12 protein-coding genes and 1 riboswitch are annotated in these 15350 nt (G+C 56.7%); of the genes, 8 read left to right on the forward strand and 4 right to left on the reverse strand.

All coding sequences use genetic code 11. The features are described from left to right. Nucleotides 1-57 precede the first annotated feature (57 nt). Nucleotides 58-1236, reverse strand: a complete 1179-nt coding sequence (locus C2U53_RS04530) for a sugar efflux transporter (protein WP_104445669.1) — start codon at nt 1234-1236, stop codon at nt 58-60. Between the two features lie 109 nt (nt 1237-1345). Then, the gene (gene sgrT, locus C2U53_RS04535) at nt 1346-1468 is read right to left on the reverse strand and encodes a glucose uptake inhibitor SgrT (RefSeq protein WP_104445670.1); all 123 of its coding nucleotides are present in this window, start codon (nt 1466-1468) and stop codon (nt 1346-1348) included. A gap of 95 nt (nt 1469-1563) precedes the next feature. Between sgrT and sgrR the strand changes: the two genes are divergently transcribed. The 4 genes from sgrR to thiQ all read left to right on the forward strand — a co-directional run bounded on the left by sgrR (nt 1564) and on the right by thiQ (nt 6756). Next, a complete protein-coding gene (gene sgrR / locus C2U53_RS04540) occupies nt 1564-3219 on the forward strand; it encodes an HTH-type transcriptional regulator SgrR (protein WP_104445671.1) in 1656 nt (551 codons plus the stop codon). 33 nt (nt 3220-3252) lie between these two features. Then, nucleotides 3253-3472: riboswitch (TPP riboswitch) on the forward strand. 32 nt (nt 3473-3504) lie between these two features. Beyond that, nucleotides 3505-4488: a thiamine ABC transporter substrate binding subunit gene (gene thiB, locus C2U53_RS04545; protein ID WP_104445672.1), complete on the forward strand. Its 984-nt coding sequence runs from the start codon at nt 3505-3507 to the stop codon at nt 4486-4488. Further along, nucleotides 4464-6074, forward strand: coding sequence for a thiamine/thiamine pyrophosphate ABC transporter permease ThiP (thiP, locus tag C2U53_RS04550; RefSeq protein ID WP_104445673.1), 1611 nt, complete (start codon nt 4464-4466; stop codon nt 6072-6074). The genes thiB and thiP overlap by 25 nt, the downstream gene beginning before the upstream one ends. Further along, nucleotides 6058-6756, forward strand: coding sequence for a thiamine ABC transporter ATP-binding protein ThiQ (thiQ, locus tag C2U53_RS04555; RefSeq protein WP_044255522.1), 699 nt, complete (start codon nt 6058-6060; stop codon nt 6754-6756). The genes thiP and thiQ overlap by 17 nt, the downstream gene beginning before the upstream one ends. 40 nt (nt 6757-6796) lie before the next feature. Here the strand turns inward: thiQ and C2U53_RS04560 are convergent, their stop codons facing one another. Both C2U53_RS04560 and araC read right to left on the reverse strand, forming a co-directional pair. After that, the gene (locus C2U53_RS04560; RefSeq protein ID WP_042997957.1) at nt 6797-7564 is read right to left on the reverse strand and encodes a DedA family protein; all 768 of its coding nucleotides are present in this window, start codon (nt 7562-7564) and stop codon (nt 6797-6799) included. A gap of 85 nt (nt 7565-7649) precedes the next feature. Next, nucleotides 7650-8528, reverse strand: a complete 879-nt coding sequence (araC, locus tag C2U53_RS04565) for an arabinose operon transcriptional regulator AraC (RefSeq protein WP_042997958.1) — start codon at nt 8526-8528, stop codon at nt 7650-7652. A gap of 340 nt (nt 8529-8868) precedes the next feature. Between araC and araB the strand changes: the two genes are divergently transcribed. The 4 genes from araB (at nt 8869) to polB (ending at nt 15319) form a co-directional block, all read left to right on the forward strand. Next, complete coding sequence (gene araB / locus C2U53_RS04570; protein WP_104445674.1) at nt 8869-10578, forward strand: ribulokinase; 1710 nt, start codon at nt 8869-8871, stop codon at nt 10576-10578. A 10-nt stretch (nt 10579-10588) separates the two neighbouring features. Then, nucleotides 10589-12091: an L-arabinose isomerase gene (araA, locus tag C2U53_RS04575; protein WP_042997960.1), complete on the forward strand. Its 1503-nt coding sequence runs from the start codon at nt 10589-10591 to the stop codon at nt 12089-12091. A 96-nt stretch (nt 12092-12187) separates the two neighbouring features. Beyond that, nucleotides 12188-12883, forward strand: coding sequence for an L-ribulose-5-phosphate 4-epimerase (araD, locus tag C2U53_RS04580; RefSeq protein WP_044255532.1), 696 nt, complete (start codon nt 12188-12190; stop codon nt 12881-12883). A gap of 84 nt (nt 12884-12967) precedes the next feature. Next, entirely contained in the window at nt 12968-15319 is a 2352-nt protein-coding gene (gene polB / locus C2U53_RS04585) for a DNA polymerase II (protein WP_044267395.1), read from the forward strand. Nucleotides 15320-15350: the final 31 nt, after the last annotated feature.

Here is a 15350-nt window from a genome sequence, read left to right on the forward strand (position 1 = left end):
GGCCTACGGATTTCTGTAGGTCGGATAAGGCGTTAGCCGCCATCCGGCAATCATAATTCAAACGTCTTTCACCCGCCCGGTCATCACCAGCGTAACCAGCGAAATCGCCGCAATCACCCAGTATACCGAGAAGTGACCATAGCTTTGGGCAACCGCGCCCTGGATCACCCCCGCCAGAATCACGCCGGTCGAAATGCTGTTGGTAAATAGCGTCGTCGCCGATCCGGCCCTGCCCGGCATCAGATCCTGAAACCAGAGCATGCCAATACCGGCAATGATCCCGATAAACGCCGCATTAAACAGTTGCAATATCAGCAGCGCCTGATGGCTGTGGAAGAAAATCAGCCCGAGATAAAACAGCACGCCCGCGGTGACGGCAATAAGCATCATCCGGCGCTTACCGAAGCGTTTTACGTAAAAGCCGGCAAGGATCATGATCGGAATTTCCAGTCCTGCGGCGGTGCCCATCAGGATCCCGGCAAGCTTATCCGGCAGTCCAAGCTCCGCGCTAATCCATAGCGGCATATCGATGATATACATGGTGTTGCAGGTCCACATCAGCGTGGAAGCGATAAACAACATGCGTACGTTTTTATCCTGCCAGCCACCAGTCTGGATCACCGGCGCATCCGCCGGTTGTTCAACGCGGGCGACAGACGGCAGCATAAAGGCAATCAGGATGAAACTGAGCGCAAAAATCGCGGCGGCAATCGAAAACATCACGGTAAAACCGTAATTCAGCGCCAGCATAAAGGCCATCGGCGGGCCAATCACCCACGCCAGTGAAAGCTGCGCACGCATCACAGAGCTGAACATCACCACTTCACGCGCCGAGCTGTCGGCATATTCCCGCGCCAGCGCGAACAATTGCGGCATCGCGGTATTTGCCAGCGACGCCAGCAGTACGCCGCAGGTGATCAGCGTCAGGTAGTGGCGATTAAAGGCAAACAGCAGCGCATTACCGATGGCCATCAGGCAACAAAACAGAATCAGCTTGCGCCGGTCTCCCTGGCTGTCCGAGCGTTTTGCCAGCGCAAGACTTACGCCAATCCCGGCGATGGCGTTAACGGTGTAAAACAGCCCCACCCAGAACGGCTGCGCCCCGACCTCGCGACTGAGAAACAGGCTCAGCGTCGGCGCCTGTAGCGCCCCCGCAACGCCCATCATAAATGCGACGAGCATAAACGCCGCGTAAACACCGTTGAGACGTCGTCCCATCGTCATTAACCAGAGCATATCTTTCCTTAGTCAGCGCAGCCGAAACGAAAAAAGCCAGCAGATAATACCTGCTGGCGCGGTGATTAACACCAATACTCAGTCACACATGATGTCTGCTACTCCAGGGTCAGGCTGTCACCTCCCACTGCATCAGTTCTTCCAGCATCTTTAAGCGCTGCGGCGCGCTCAGGCAAGCCAACCAGGACAACCCTTCTGTCACGGCAAAGTACTTCTGATAAAACTGGCGCATATAGATGACCCCGTCATAGTGCTTCATCGGAATGTATTATTGGCCTAATATAGGGATAATAAAATTGCTGAGTTTTCCGCAGGAGTTCCCCTTTTATGTCTTCTGGCCGTCTGCAACAACAGTTCATCCGCTTGTGGCAATGCTGCGACGGCAAAACACAGGACACCACGCTCAACGAACTGGCGGATCTGCTGAGCTGCTCGCGCCGTCATATGCGCACGCTGCTCAATACCATGCAGGAGCGCGGCTGGCTGACGTGGGAGGCGGAAGTGGGACGCGGAAAACGTTCACGCTTAACCTTCCTGTATACCGGACTGGCGCTCCAGCAACAGCGCGCGGAAGATCTGCTGGAGCAGGATCGCATCGATCAACTGGTGCAACTGGTCGGCGACAAAACGGCCGTGCGGCAGATGCTGGTTTCCCATCTGGGCCGCAGCTTCCGTCAGGGCCGTCACATCCTGCGTGTACTTTACTATCGTCCAATGCAAAATCTGCTGCCCGGCAGCGCACTGCGTCGCTCAGAAACCCACATTGCCCGCCAAATCTTCAGCGCCCTGACCCGCGTAAATGAGGAAAATGGGGAACTGGAAGCCGACATAGCCCACCACTGGCAGCAAATCTCCCCCCTGCACTGGCGCTTTTTCCTGCGTCCGGGGATCCATTTTCACCACGGTCGTGAACTGGAAATGGACGATGTGGTGTCGTCACTGACACGCATTAACGTCTTACCGCTCTATTCGCACATCAGCGAGATCGTTTCACCCACGCCCTGGACGCTGGACATTCATCTTTCGCAACCCGATCGCTGGCTGCCGTGGCTGCTGGGCCAGGTCCCGGCGATGATCCTGCCGCGCGAATGGGAAACCCTGAGCAATTTTTCCAGCCATCCGATTGGCACCGGCCCATACGCGGTGATACGGAATACACGTAATCAACTGAAAATTCATGCATTTGACGATTTCTTCGGTTATCGGGCCCTGATTGATGAAGTGAACGTCTGGGTTCTGCCGGATATCGGCGACGAGCCAAACGGCGGCCTGACGCTGAAAGGTCCCACGGAAGATGAGAAGGCTATCGAAAGCCGCCTGGAAGAGGGGTGCTATTACCTGTTGTTCGACGCTCGCACTCATCGCGGCGCCAATCAGGAGGTTCGGGAGTGGGTCAGTCGCGTACTGTCACCAAGTAACCTGCTTTACTATGCCGATGAACAGTATCAACGTCACTGGTTCCCGGCCTATGGCTTACTGCCCCGCTGGCATCACGCGCGACCGGGTCACGGCGAGAAACCTGCCGGGCTGGAGACGCTCACGCTGACCTATTATCACGAACACATCGAACACCAGGTGATTGCACAGATCATGAGTCAGCTTCTGGCTGCACATCAGGTGAAGCTAGAGATTCAGGAGATCGACTACGATCAATGGCATGCCGGGGAAATTGAAAGCGACATCTGGCTTAACAGCGCCAACTTCACCCTGCCGCTCGACTTCTCTTTGTTCGCGCATCTGTGTGAAGTCCCGCTGTTACAGCACTGCATTCCGCTGGACTGGGAAGCCGACGCTGCGCGCTGGCGCACCGGCGAGATGAATCTGGCCATGTGGTGTCAGCAATTGCTTGCCAGCAAAGCCATTGTCCCGCTGATCCACCACTGGCTGATTATTCAGGGTCAGCGCAGTATGCGCGGCCTGCGCATGAACACCCTCGGCTGGTTCGACTTTAAGTCTGCGTGGTTTGCGCCGCCGGATCCATGATTGCCGCAACGCGGCAAAATCACTACACTAACGCCGTTCTCAACGGGGTGCTAATAAACATACACAAAATCATTCAAGCTGCAGCAAGGCGGCAAGCGAGTGAATCCCAAGGAGCATAGAACACTATGTGACTGGGGTGAGCGGACGCAGCCAACACAGAGGCTGCTTGAATGATGAAGCGTATGGGCTGAGATAATACCCGTCGAACCTGATCCGGATAACGCCGGCGAAGGGATTTGAGGCTACTGCTCAAAATCCTTTGCCACCCATCTTTTGAGGTGCAAAGTGTTGAAAAAATGTCTTCCCCTTTTACTCCTGTGCGCAGCGCCTGCCTTCGCAAAACCGGTTCTCACCGTCTACACCTACGACTCGTTCGCCGCAGACTGGGGCCCTGGCCCGGCGGTGAAAAAAGCCTTTGAAGCCGACTGCAACTGCGAACTGAAGCTGGTGGCGCTGGAAGATGGCGTGTCGTTACTTAATCGCCTGCGAATGGAAGGGAAAAACAGCAAGGCCGACGTGGTGCTGGGACTGGATAACAACCTGCTGGAAGCGGCGACGCAAACCCAATTGTTCGCGAAAAGCGGTGTCGCCAGCGAGGCGGTCAATGTCCCAGGCGGCTGGAAGAATGACACCTTCGTCCCGTTTGATTACGGCTACTTCGCTTTCGTATATGACAAAAACAAACTGAAAAACCCACCGAAAAGCCTGAAGGAGCTGGTCGAGAGCGATCAGAAATGGCGGGTGATTTATCAGGATCCGCGCACCAGTACGCCAGGACTTGGGCTGATGCTGTGGATGCAGAAAGTGTATGGCGATAAAACGCCGCAAGCGTGGCAGAAGCTGGCGGCCAAAACCGTCACTGTCACCAAAGGCTGGAGCGAAGCTTATGGCCTGTTCCTGAAAGGTGAAAGCGATCTGGTGCTGAGCTACACCACCTCTCCGGCGTATCACATCATCGAAGAGAAAAAAGAGAACTACGTGGCGGCCAACTTTAGCGAAGGCCATTACCTGCAGGTGGAGGTCGCCGCGCGTACTGCCGCCAGCAAGCAACCTGAGCTGGCAGAAAAGTTCCTCAAATTCATGGTGTCACCCGCGTTCCAGAATGCTATCCCGACCGGCAACTGGATGTATCCGGTGGCAAATGTCACCCTGCCTGCCGGGTTCGAACAACTGACTAAACCCACAACGACCCTGGAATTCACGTCAGCGGAAGTGGCGGCACAACGCCAGGCATGGATTAGCGAATGGCAACGCGCCGTCAGCCGTTAATTGCCGGCTGGCTGATCCCTGGCCTTTGTGCCGCCACGTTGATGGTGACGGTAGCGCTGGCCGCGTTTTTGGCATTGTGGTTCAACGCGCCGCAGGCGGCGTGGTCCTCGCTGTGGCAGGACAGCTACCTGTGGCACGTGGTGCGTTTTTCCTTCTGGCAGGCCTTCCTGTCGGCGGTGCTTTCTGTTGTTCCAGCCATCTTCCTTGCCCGTGCACTGTACCGACGCCGTTTTCCGGGGCGTCTGGCCCTGCTGCGCCTGTGCGCCATGACGCTGATCCTCCCGGTGCTGGTTGCGGTGTTTGGTATTCTCAGCGTCTATGGACGCCAGGGGTGGCTGGCTTCGCTCTGGCACGTGCTTGGACTGGAGTGGACCTTCTCGCCTTACGGGTTGCAGGGCATCCTGCTGGCTCACATCTTTTTTAATCTGCCGATGGCAAGCCGTCTGTTGTTGCAGTCACTGGAGAATATCCCTGGCGAGCAGCGTCAGCTTGCCGCCCAACTAGGTATCCGCGGCTGGCAGTTCTTCCGCTTTGTCGAGTGGCCATGGCTGCGTCGCCAAATCCCACCGGTCGCTGCGCTGATTTTTATGCTCTGTTTTGCCAGTTTCGCCACCGTGCTGTCGCTGGGCGGCGGGCCGCAGGCGACCACCATTGAGCTGGCGATTTATCAGGCGCTGAATTTCGACTACGATCCTGCCCGCGCCGCCATGCTGGCGCTGATCCAGATGGTGTGCTGTCTGGCGCTGGTGCTCCTCAGTCAACGATTGAGTAAAGCTATTGCTCCCGGCACAACCCTGGTTCAGGGATGGCGCGATCCGGACGATCGGCTGCACAGCCGTTTAACCGATGCCCTGCTGATCGTCCTCGCGCTGCTGCTGTTGCTTCCACCGTTGTTGGCGGTGATGGTCGACGGGGTGAATCGCCATCTGCTGGGCGTGCTCGCGCAGCCCATTTTGTGGCAGGCGGTGTGGACTTCGCTACGTATTGCGCTGGCAGCGGGTCTGCTGTGCGTGATCCTGACGATGATGCTGCTGTGGAGCAGCCGCGAACTGCGCGCCCGTCAGCAGTTGTTGGCAGGACAAGCGCTTGAGCTAAGCGGGATGCTTATTCTGGCGATGCCAGGCATCGTGCTGGCCACCGGCTTCTTCCTGTTGCTCAACAACAGCATCGGCCTGCCGGAGTCCGCTGACGGCATCGTGATTTTCACCAATGCGCTGATGGCCATTCCCTACGCGCTGAAAGTGCTGGAAAACCCGATGCGCGATATTACCGCCCGCTACACCATGCTGTGTCAGTCGCTGGGGATTGAAGGCTGGCAGCGGCTAAAAGTGGTAGAACTGCGGGCATTGATGCGTCCGCTGGCGCAGGCGCTGGCCTTTGCCTGTGTGCTGTCTATCGGCGATTTTGGCGTGGTGGCGCTGTTCGGCAACGATGATTTCCGCACCCTGCCGTTTTATCTGTATCAGCAAATTGGCTCTTACCGCAGTCAGGACGGTGCCGTCACTGCGCTCTTATTGCTGATCCTGTGCTTTATTTTATTTACCGTTATTGAGACGTTACCGGGGCGAAATGTTAAGACTGACTGATATCACCTGGCTCTACCACCATTTGCCCATGCGCTTTACGCTGTCCGTGGCGCGCGGTGAACAGGTGGCGATTCTGGGGCCAAGCGGCGCAGGGAAAAGTACGTTACTGAGTCTGATTGCCGGTTTTCTCACGCCTGCCCGCGGCACCCTGTTGATCGAAGGGGAAGACCACACCACCACGCCGCCATCACGTCGCCCGGTTTCGATGTTGTTTCAGGAGAACAATCTGTTCAGCCATCTAAACGTTGAGCAAAACATCGGTCTGGGGTTGGATCCAGGACTGAAATTAAGCGCCGAACAGAAAGAGAAGCGCCTGCATATCGCGCAACAAATGGGGATCGAGACGCTGATGGCCCGCCTGCCCGGAGAGCTTTCCGGCGGTCAACGCCAGCGTGTGGCACTGGCGCGCTGTCTGGTGCGCGAACAGCCGATCCTGCTGCTTGACGAGCCCTTTTCAGCCCTCGATCCCGCGCTACGTCAGGAGATGCTGACCCTGGTAAGCGATATCTGCCATGCCCGGCAACTGACGCTACTGATGGTGTCGCACAGTGTCGAAGATGCGGCGCGCATCGCCCCGCGCTCAGTGGTCGTGGCCGACGGTCGCATCGCGTGGCAGGGCGAAACGGATGAGTTGCTGAGCGGTAAAGCCAGCGCCTCAGCGCTGTTGGGGATTAAAAAATAATGGATTGCCGGATGGCGCTTACGCTTATCCTGCAGGAATATCAGTAGCCCACCACTTTTTGCAGAATATCGAGATACATCGGCATCAGCGGGTGGCGAAGCAACGTCACCAGCGCAACAATCCCCATCCCCAGCACGATCGGCGCCAGCCAGAGCAGACGTCTTTTTGGCAGGTAATGCGTTAAGCGGTCCGTCGCGGCTTTTCCACTACGCCACAGGCGCCAGCACAGCCAGCCACCGAACCACAGCAGGATGGCTGTCGCCAGCAGCAGCCACTTAAACTCGCCACTTTGCATACCCGCCGGAATATCAATTGCCGCACCAGCCAGAATCCCCGGCAGAAAATAAAATGGCGGCCAGAGCAGGCAGCCAATAATGTTGGGCGTGATGAATTTCGCCACCGGCAGATCGAGCATTCCGGCGACCATCGGCACCAGCGGGCGCGTTGGACCAACAAAACGTCCCACCAGAATCGTGAACATACTGTGCTGATGCAGTGCGTGCTCGGTTTTATCGAGCAGCGCTTTGTTCTTTTTCATGAACGACCAGCGGTGCAGCGGTTTTTTGAAGCGCCAGCCCAGCCAGAACGAGATCCAGTCGCCAAGCAGACAGCCGATAATTCCCGCCAGCCATGCATGCCAGAAGTTGAGTTCCCCGCTGCCTATCAGGGCGCCCAGCCCGGCCATCAATACCGTTCCCGGTAAAATCAACCCCACCAGCGCCAGCGATTCCAGGAAGGCCACCAGCGCCACAGCAATCAAAGCGTACATGGCGGACTGGAGAATAAAGTGTTCCAGCAATGCTTGCATAATGCGTCCGTCAGTTTTACGAAACAGGGATTCTGCAAACCCATCCCTGCGACGTCAAGCGACCAATCATCTGAATAGTTACAGGTTATGACATCTTCACGGGCACATCATTCACTTTTTCTTCACAACCGGCACGGAACTCGCTCGGACTGGCGCCAGTACATTTTTTAAAGACGCGGGAGAAATAGAGCTGGTCGTCGAACCCGACATTGCGTCCAACGGTAGCAATCGGCATGCGTGTTGTACTGAGCAGCAGCTTCGCCTGGCTGATCCGCTGATCCTCACGCCAGCTCAACACGCTGATACCCAACTGTTGACGGAACAGGTGCGACAGGCGCGATGGCGACAGGCAGACATGCTGAGCAACGCTGGCAATATCGAAGTGGCTGTCCGCCAGATGATCGCTGATGTACTGACAGGCATCGCGCACGCGGTTATCCATCGGCGGATGCAGCGAAGCGTTGATCGCCTCCATGCGCCTCAGCAGTAACTGCTCCAGCAGGTTGATCGCCAGCAGTTCAGAGTAGCGCCCTTCCCCCTGTCCGGCGTGGATAATCTGGCCGAATAGCTCATTAAAGTGCGGCTGATGCGCTTCGTCCGGACGGAAAAAACCGGTCTGCGCAAAAATGGACGGCCAGGTGAGCCACTCCTGCCAGTAGGCGCGGGGACGAAAGTAAACCCACTGGTGATACCACTCGCTGGCATCCGGATGGCGTCCGTAGTGATGAATTTCACCCGGCGGGAACAACAAAATGTCACCGGGTCGGCAGACAAACTCTCGTCCCTGATTTTTAATCACCCCTTCCCCCCGAATCGTGAGGTTAAGGATATAGCCTTTCATCCCCAACGGCCTGTCGATAAAAAAATCCAGATATCCGTTGGCGTCTATCGGCGTTAAACCGGCGACCAGATGCGCGTTAAACGAGTACCCTGGCAGGAGAGGGTCATTTTGCGGTTCAGCCATAATTTCACGACTCCCGAGGTTCAGTGAGGAAACAAATTGTCCATATTACGCAGGACAGTATGGTTTGCGTCCTGCCTTGTTGCCGCACCATCACGGGCGGACCCATCAACCCCGCTTGTGAAAAGCATTATGTCACGACTCAGTACGATGACTGCCACAAAAACGGGTAACAAAAGTGTCTATAACCAGAGCAGAAATGTCCACATTGATTATTTGCACGGCGTCACACTTTGCGATGCCATAGCATTTTAATCCATAAGATTAGCGGATCCTACCTGACGGTTTTTATCCCCACTCACTACTGTTTCTCCATACCCGTATTTCTGGATGGAGCAAGAGGATGGCAATTGCAATTGGCCTCGATTTTGGCAGTGATTCTGTGCGCGCGCTGGCTGTGGAATGCGCCACCGGCGAAGAGATCGCCACCAGCGTTGAGTGGTACCCGCGCTGGCAGGAAGGACGTTTTTGTGACGCCCCGAACAACCGGTTCCGCCATCATCCCCACGACTACATGGAGTCGATGGAAGCCGCACTGAAAAGCGTATTGGCGGAACTCAGCGCGGCGCAACGTGCCGAGGTCGTTGGGATTGGCGTCGACAGTACGGGCTCAACGCCAGCGCCGATTGACGCCGATGGCAACGTGCTGGCACTCCGGGAAGAGTTCGCGGAAAACCCAAACGCGATGTTCGTCCTGTGGAAAGACCACACGTCAGTGGAAGAAGCCGAAGCCATTACCCGTCTGTGCCATACGCCGGGCAACGTCGATTACTCCCGTTACATCGGCGGCATTTACTCCAGCGAATGGTTCTGGGCCAAGATCCTTCATGTCACCCGCGAAGACCGCGCAGTTGCCCAGGCTGCCGTCTCGTGGGTTGAGCTGTGCGACTGGGTGCCAGCCCTCCTTTCTGGTACTACGCGCCCGCAGGATATCCGCCGGGGTCGTTGCAGCGCCGGGCACAAATCATTATGGCATGAAAGCTGGGGCGGTCTGCCGCCTGCCAGTTTCTTCGACGAGCTCGATCCGCTGATTAACCAGCATTTGCAATACCCCCTGTTCACCGACACGTTCACTGCCGATCTGCCAGTTGGTACGCTGTGCGCCGAGTGGGCGCAGCGCCTTGGTCTGCCGGAGAACGTCGTCATCTCTGGCGGCGCGTTCGACTGCCACATGGGTGCCGTCGGCGCGGGCGCACAGCCCAATGCGCTGGTGAAAGTCATTGGAACCTCCACCTGCGACATCCTGATTGCGGACAAACAGAGCGTCGGCGAGCGCGCCGTGAAAGGCATTTGTGGGCAAGTCGATGGCAGTGTGGTCCCCGGTTTTATCGGTCTGGAGGCCGGACAGTCTGCCTTTGGCGATATCTACGCGTGGTTTGGTCGCATTCTCGGCTGGCCGCTGGAGCAACTCGCCGCGCAGCATCCGGAACTGAAAGCGCAGATCAGCGCCAGCCAAAAACAACTGCTGCCCGCGCTGACCGACGCCTGGGCGAAAAACCCATCGCTGGATCACCTGCCGGTGGTGCTTGACTGGTTTAACGGCCGCCGCACGCCGAACGCAAACCAGCGTCTGAAAGGGGTGGTGACCGATCTGAATCTGGCCACGGATGCCCCGGCGCTGTTCGGCGGGCTGATAGCCGCAACCGCCTTTGGCGCAAGAGCCATTATGGAATGCTTTACCGAACAAGGTATTGCGGTTAACAACGTCATGGCGCTGGGCGGCATCGCCAGGAAAAACAAGGTCATTATGCAGGCCTGCTGCGATGTCCTGAACCGTCCGCTACAAATCGTCGCCTCCGATCAGTGCTGTGCGCTGGGCGCAGCCATCTTCGCCGCCGTGGCTGCCGGGGTGCATGCCGATATTCCTGCGGCGCAGCAGAAAATGGCCAGCGCGGTGGAAAACACGCTGCAACCTCGCCCCGACCAGGCACAACGTTTCGAACAGCTTTATCGCCGCTACCAGCAGTGGGCGGTAAGCGCTGAGCAACATTATCTTCCGACTGCCACCCCGGTTAATACTGCGCCGGCTGACCAGGCAACCCTGACTCACTAAGGACACGACAATGACTATTTTTGATAACTATGAAGTGTGGTTTGTAATTGGCAGCCAGCATTTGTACGGCCCTGAGACGCTGCGTCAGGTTACTCAGCACGCGGAGCACGTCGTCAAAGCGCTGAATACCGAAGCGAAACTACCCTGCAAGCTGGTGTTAAAACCACTGGGGACCACACCGGATGAAATCACCGCCATTTGCCGTGACGCGAACTATGACGATCGTTGTGCGGGTCTGGTGGTCTGGCTGCATACCTTCTCTCCAGCCAAAATGTGGATCAACGGCCTGACCATCCTCAATAAACCGCTGCTGCAATTCCACACCCAGTTCAATGCAGCCCTTCCGTGGGACAGCATCGACATGGACTTTATGAACCTCAACCAGACTGCGCACGGCGGTCGTGAGTTCGGCTTTATCGGCGCACGCATGCGCCAGCAACATGCGGTAGTCACCGGTCACTGGCAGGATCAACAGGCTCATGCCCGTATCGGTTCCTGGATGCGTCATGCGGTGTCGAAACAGGATACCCGTCATCTGAAAGTGTGCCGCTTTGGCGACAACATGCGTGAAGTGGCGGTTACCGATGGCGATAAAGTCGCCGCGCAGATCAAGTTCGGCTTCTCGGTCAACACCTGGGCAGTGGGCGATCTGGTGCAGGTGGTGAATTCCATCAGCGACGGCGACATCAATGCCCTGATTGACGAATACGAAAATAGCTACACCCTGACCGCTGCCACTCAGGTTCACGGTGAAAAACGCCAGAACGTGCTGGAAGCGGCGCGTATTGAACTGGGTATGAAGCGCTTCCTGGAGCAGGGCGGCTTCCACGCCTTCACGACTACCTTTGAAGATTTGCACGGTCTGAAACAGCTTCCGGGTCTGGCCGTACAACGCCTGATGCAGCAGGGCTATGGCTTTGCTGGCGAAGGCGACTGGAAAACTGCCGCTCTGCTTCGCATCATGAAAGTGATGTCAACCGGTCTGCAGGGCGGCACCTCCTTTATGGAGGATTACACCTATCACTTCGAGAAAGGCAACGATCTGGTGCTCGGCTCCCACATGCTGGAAGTGTGTCCGTCGATCGCGGTGGACGAAAAACCGATCCTTGATGTTCAGCATCTCGGCATTGGCGGTAAAGACGATCCTGCCCGTCTGATCTTCAATACGCAGACCGGTCCGGCGATCGTGGCCAGCCTGATCGACCTAGGCGATCGCTATCGTCTGCTGGTCAACTGCATCGACACCGTGAAAACCCCGCATGCGCTGCCGAAACTGCCGGTCGCCAACGCGCTGTGGAAAGCCCAACCGGACCTGCCGACCGCGTCTGAAGCGTGGATCCTGGCCGGCGGCGCGCACCATACCGTCTTCAGCCATGCGCTGGATCTCAACGACATGCGTCAGTTCGCCGAAATGCACGATATCGAAATCACCGTGATTGATAACGATACCCGCCTGCCCGCCTTCAAGGACGCGCTGCGCTGGAACGACATGTATTACGGCTTTAAACGTTAAGCAAATGGTTGCCTGATGGCGCTTTGCTGAATCAGGCCTACATCTCTGTGTAGGCCTGATAACGCGTTTACACCGTCATCAGGCAGGGAGAAAAACATGCTAGAAGATCTCAAACGCCAGGTACTGGCAGCGAATCTGGCGCTGCCAAAGCACAACCTGGTCACGCTCACCTGGGGGAACGTCAGTGCCGTCGATCGCGACCACGGCGTCTTTGTCATTAAACCTTCCGGCGTGGATTACAGCGTGATGACCGCTGACGATATGGTGGTTGTCAGCATCGCGACGGGTGAAGTGATTGAAGGTCAGAAAAAGCCCTCGTCCGATACGCCGACGCATCGTCTGCTGTACCAGGCTTTTCCCACCATTGGTGGTATTGTGCATACCCATTCGCGCCACGCGACCATCTGGGCGCAGGCCGGACAGTCCATTCCGGCAACGGGCACCACGCATGCCGACTATTTCTACGGCCCCATCCCTTGCACCCGCAAAATGACCAGCCACGAGATCAACGGCGAGTATGAATGGGAAACCGGCAAGGTGATCGTCGAAACCTTTAAGATGCATGGAATAGACGCCGCGCAAATGCCAGGCGTACTGGTGCATTCACACGGTCCCTTTGCGTGGGGGAAAAATGCCGAAGACGCGGTGCATAACGCCATCGTCTTAGAAGAGGTTGCCTACATGGGCATTTTCTGCCGCCAGCTCGCGCCACAGTTACCCGAGATGCAGCAAACGTTGCTGGATAAGCATTACCTGCGCAAGCACGGAGCGAAAGCCTATTACGGGCAGTAGCAGCGCCGATAACTGTATAAAACCCCAGCACAACACGTTGAACCAGGCTATAATCATGCCTGGTTTTTTTGATGGATAAACAGCGTGGCGCAGGCAGGTTTTATCTTAACCCGGCACTGGCGGGATTCGTCGCAGGGAACTGAAGTCTCCTTCTGGCTGGCAACAGACAGCGGGCCTTTGCAGGTCACGCTTGCGCCGCAGGAGTCCGTTGCGTTTATCCCTACCGCGCTAACCGCCCGCGTCACGTCGTTATTAAGCAGTGAAAATGGTTATCGTCTGACGCCGCTCAACCTCAAAGATTTTCATCGTCAGCCGGTTTCGGGTCTTTACTGCCGTTCGCATCGCCAGTTGATGCGACTGGAAAAGCTGTTGCGTGAGAATGGCGTGACGGTTTATGAAGGCGATGTCCGCCCGCCGGAACGCTATCTGATGGAACGCTTTATCACCTCACCAGTGTGGGTCGAAGGTGAGACGCGCAACGGTGCGATCGTCAATGCGCGATTAAAGCCCCATCCCGACTATCGTCCACCGCTCAAATGGTTGTCTCTGGACATTGAAACCACCCGCCACGGCGAGTTGTACTGCATTGGGCTTGAAGGCTGCGGGCAGCGCATTGTCTATATGCTCGGCCCCGAAAATGGCGATTCATCAGCGCTCGATTTCCAGCTTGAGTACGTCAACAGCCGCCCACAACTGTTGGAAAAGCTTAACGAGTGGGTTGCCCGCCACGATCCCGACCTCATCATCGGCTGGAACGTGGTGCAGTTCGACCTGCGCGTGTTGCAAAAACATGCTGAGCGCTACCGTATCCCGCTGCGTTTTGGCCGCGATAACAGCGAACTCGAGTGGCGTGAGCACGGTTTTAAAAATGGCGTTTTTTTCGCCCAGGCGAAAGGTCGGCTGATCGTGGATGGTATTGAGGCGCTGAAGTCTGCCTTCTGGAATTTCTCGTCGTTTTCGCTGGAGACCGTTTCGCAGGAACTGCTGGGGGAAGGTAAATCGATCGATAATCCCTGGGATCGCATGGATGAGATCGACAGACGTTTTGCCGAAGATAAACCCGCGCTCGCCACCTACAATCTGAAAGATTGCGAGCTGGTGACGCGAGTCTTTCATAAAACCGAGATCGTGCCGTTCCTGTTAGAACGAGCCACGGTTAACGGATTACCTGTCGATCGTCACGGCGGTTCGGTCGCCGCGTTTGGCCATCTCTATTTTCCACGTATGCATCGCGCCGGTTACGTTGCGCCGAACCTTGGTGAAGTGCCGCCCCACGCCAGCCCCGGCGGTTACGTGATGGATTCGCGTCCCGGCTTGTATGATTCGGTGCTGGTGCTGGATTACAAAAGCCTGTACCCCTCGATCATTCGCACCTTTTTGATCGACCCAGTCGGACTGGTGGAAGGGATGGCGCACCCGGATCCCGAACACAGCACCGAAGGATTTCTCGACGCCTGGTTCTCGCGGGAAAAACACTGCCTGCCAGAGATCGTGACGTCGATCTGGCAGGGGCGTGACGACGCCAAACGGCACGGTAATAAACCGCTTTCTCAGGCGCTGAAGATCATCATGAATGCCTTTTACGGTGTGCTCGGCACGACGGCCTGCCGCTTTTTCGATCCGCGCCTGGCGTCGTCGATCACCATGCGCGGTCACGCGATCATGCGTCAGACCAAAGCGCTCATTGAAGCCCAGGGCTATGACGTAATTTATGGCGACACCGACTCCACCTTCGTCTGGCTGAAGCGCGCCCACACAGAAGAGGAAGCGGCGAAAATTGGTCGCGCGTTAGTGGCACACGTCAACGCCTGGTGGACGCAATCGCTTCAGGAGAAGAACCTTACCAGCGCGCTGGAACTGGAGTATGAAACGCATTTCTGCCGCTTTCTGATGCCCACCATTCGTGGCGCGGATACCGGCAGCAAAAAACGCTACGCGGGTTTGATTCAGGAAGGAGAAAACCAGCGGATGGTGTTTAAAGGGTTGGAAACCGTGCGTACCGACTGGACACCGCTGGCGCAGCAGTTCCAGCAAGAATTGTATCTGCGCATATTTCGTCACGAACCGTATCAGGATTACGTACGTGAAACCATTGATCGGCTGATGGCGGGCGAACTGGACGAGCGTCTGGTCTATCGCAAGCGTCTGCGGCGACCGTTAAGCGAGTACCAGCGCAACGTTCCGCCACACGTACGCGCCGCCAGACTGGCTGATGAAGAAAACCTGAAGCGGGGACGCCCGGCGCAGTACCAGAACCGCGGCACCATTCACTATGTCTGGACCCTGAACGGCCCAGAGCCAAAGGATTATCAACACTCGCCGCTGGATTACGAGCATTACCTGACGCGACAGCTCCAGCCCGTCGCGGAAGGAATTCTTCCCTTCATTGATGATAACTTTGCTACACTACTGACAGGCCAATTAGGGTTATTTTGACGCGTGACGAATCCATCGCCATCCATTACCA

The organism is Citrobacter sp. CFNIH10 (assembly GCF_002934585.1).
Taxonomy (GTDB): domain Bacteria; phylum Pseudomonadota; class Gammaproteobacteria; order Enterobacterales; family Enterobacteriaceae; genus Citrobacter_A; species Citrobacter_A amalonaticus.

What these genes read in the sequence shown, in the direction of transcription:
- araB (WP_104445674.1), top strand. Translation starts at nt 8,869, where the DNA reads ATGGCAATTGCAATTGGCCTCGATTTTGGCAGTGATTCTGTGCGCGCG.
- sgrT (WP_104445670.1), bottom strand. Translation starts at nt 1,468, where the DNA reads ATGCGCCAGTTTTATCAGAAGTACTTTGCCGTGACAGAAGGGTTGTCC.
- araC (WP_042997958.1), bottom strand. Translation starts at nt 8,528, where the DNA reads ATGGCTGAACCGCAAAATGACCCTCTCCTGCCAGGGTACTCGTTTAAC.
- C2U53_RS04560 (WP_042997957.1), bottom strand. Translation starts at nt 7,564, where the DNA reads ATGCAAGCATTGCTGGAACACTTTATTCTCCAGTCCGCCATGTACGCT.
- araA (WP_042997960.1), top strand. Translation starts at nt 10,589, where the DNA reads ATGACTATTTTTGATAACTATGAAGTGTGGTTTGTAATTGGCAGCCAG.
- C2U53_RS04530 (WP_104445669.1), bottom strand. Translation starts at nt 1,236, where the DNA reads ATGCTCTGGTTAATGACGATGGGACGACGTCTCAACGGTGTTTACGCG.
- thiQ (WP_044255522.1), top strand. Translation starts at nt 6,058, where the DNA reads ATGTTAAGACTGACTGATATCACCTGGCTCTACCACCATTTGCCCATG.
- thiP (WP_104445673.1), top strand. Translation starts at nt 4,464, where the DNA reads ATGGCAACGCGCCGTCAGCCGTTAATTGCCGGCTGGCTGATCCCTGGC.
- araD (WP_044255532.1), top strand. Translation starts at nt 12,188, where the DNA reads ATGCTAGAAGATCTCAAACGCCAGGTACTGGCAGCGAATCTGGCGCTG.
- sgrR (WP_104445671.1), top strand. Translation starts at nt 1,564, where the DNA reads ATGTCTTCTGGCCGTCTGCAACAACAGTTCATCCGCTTGTGGCAATGC.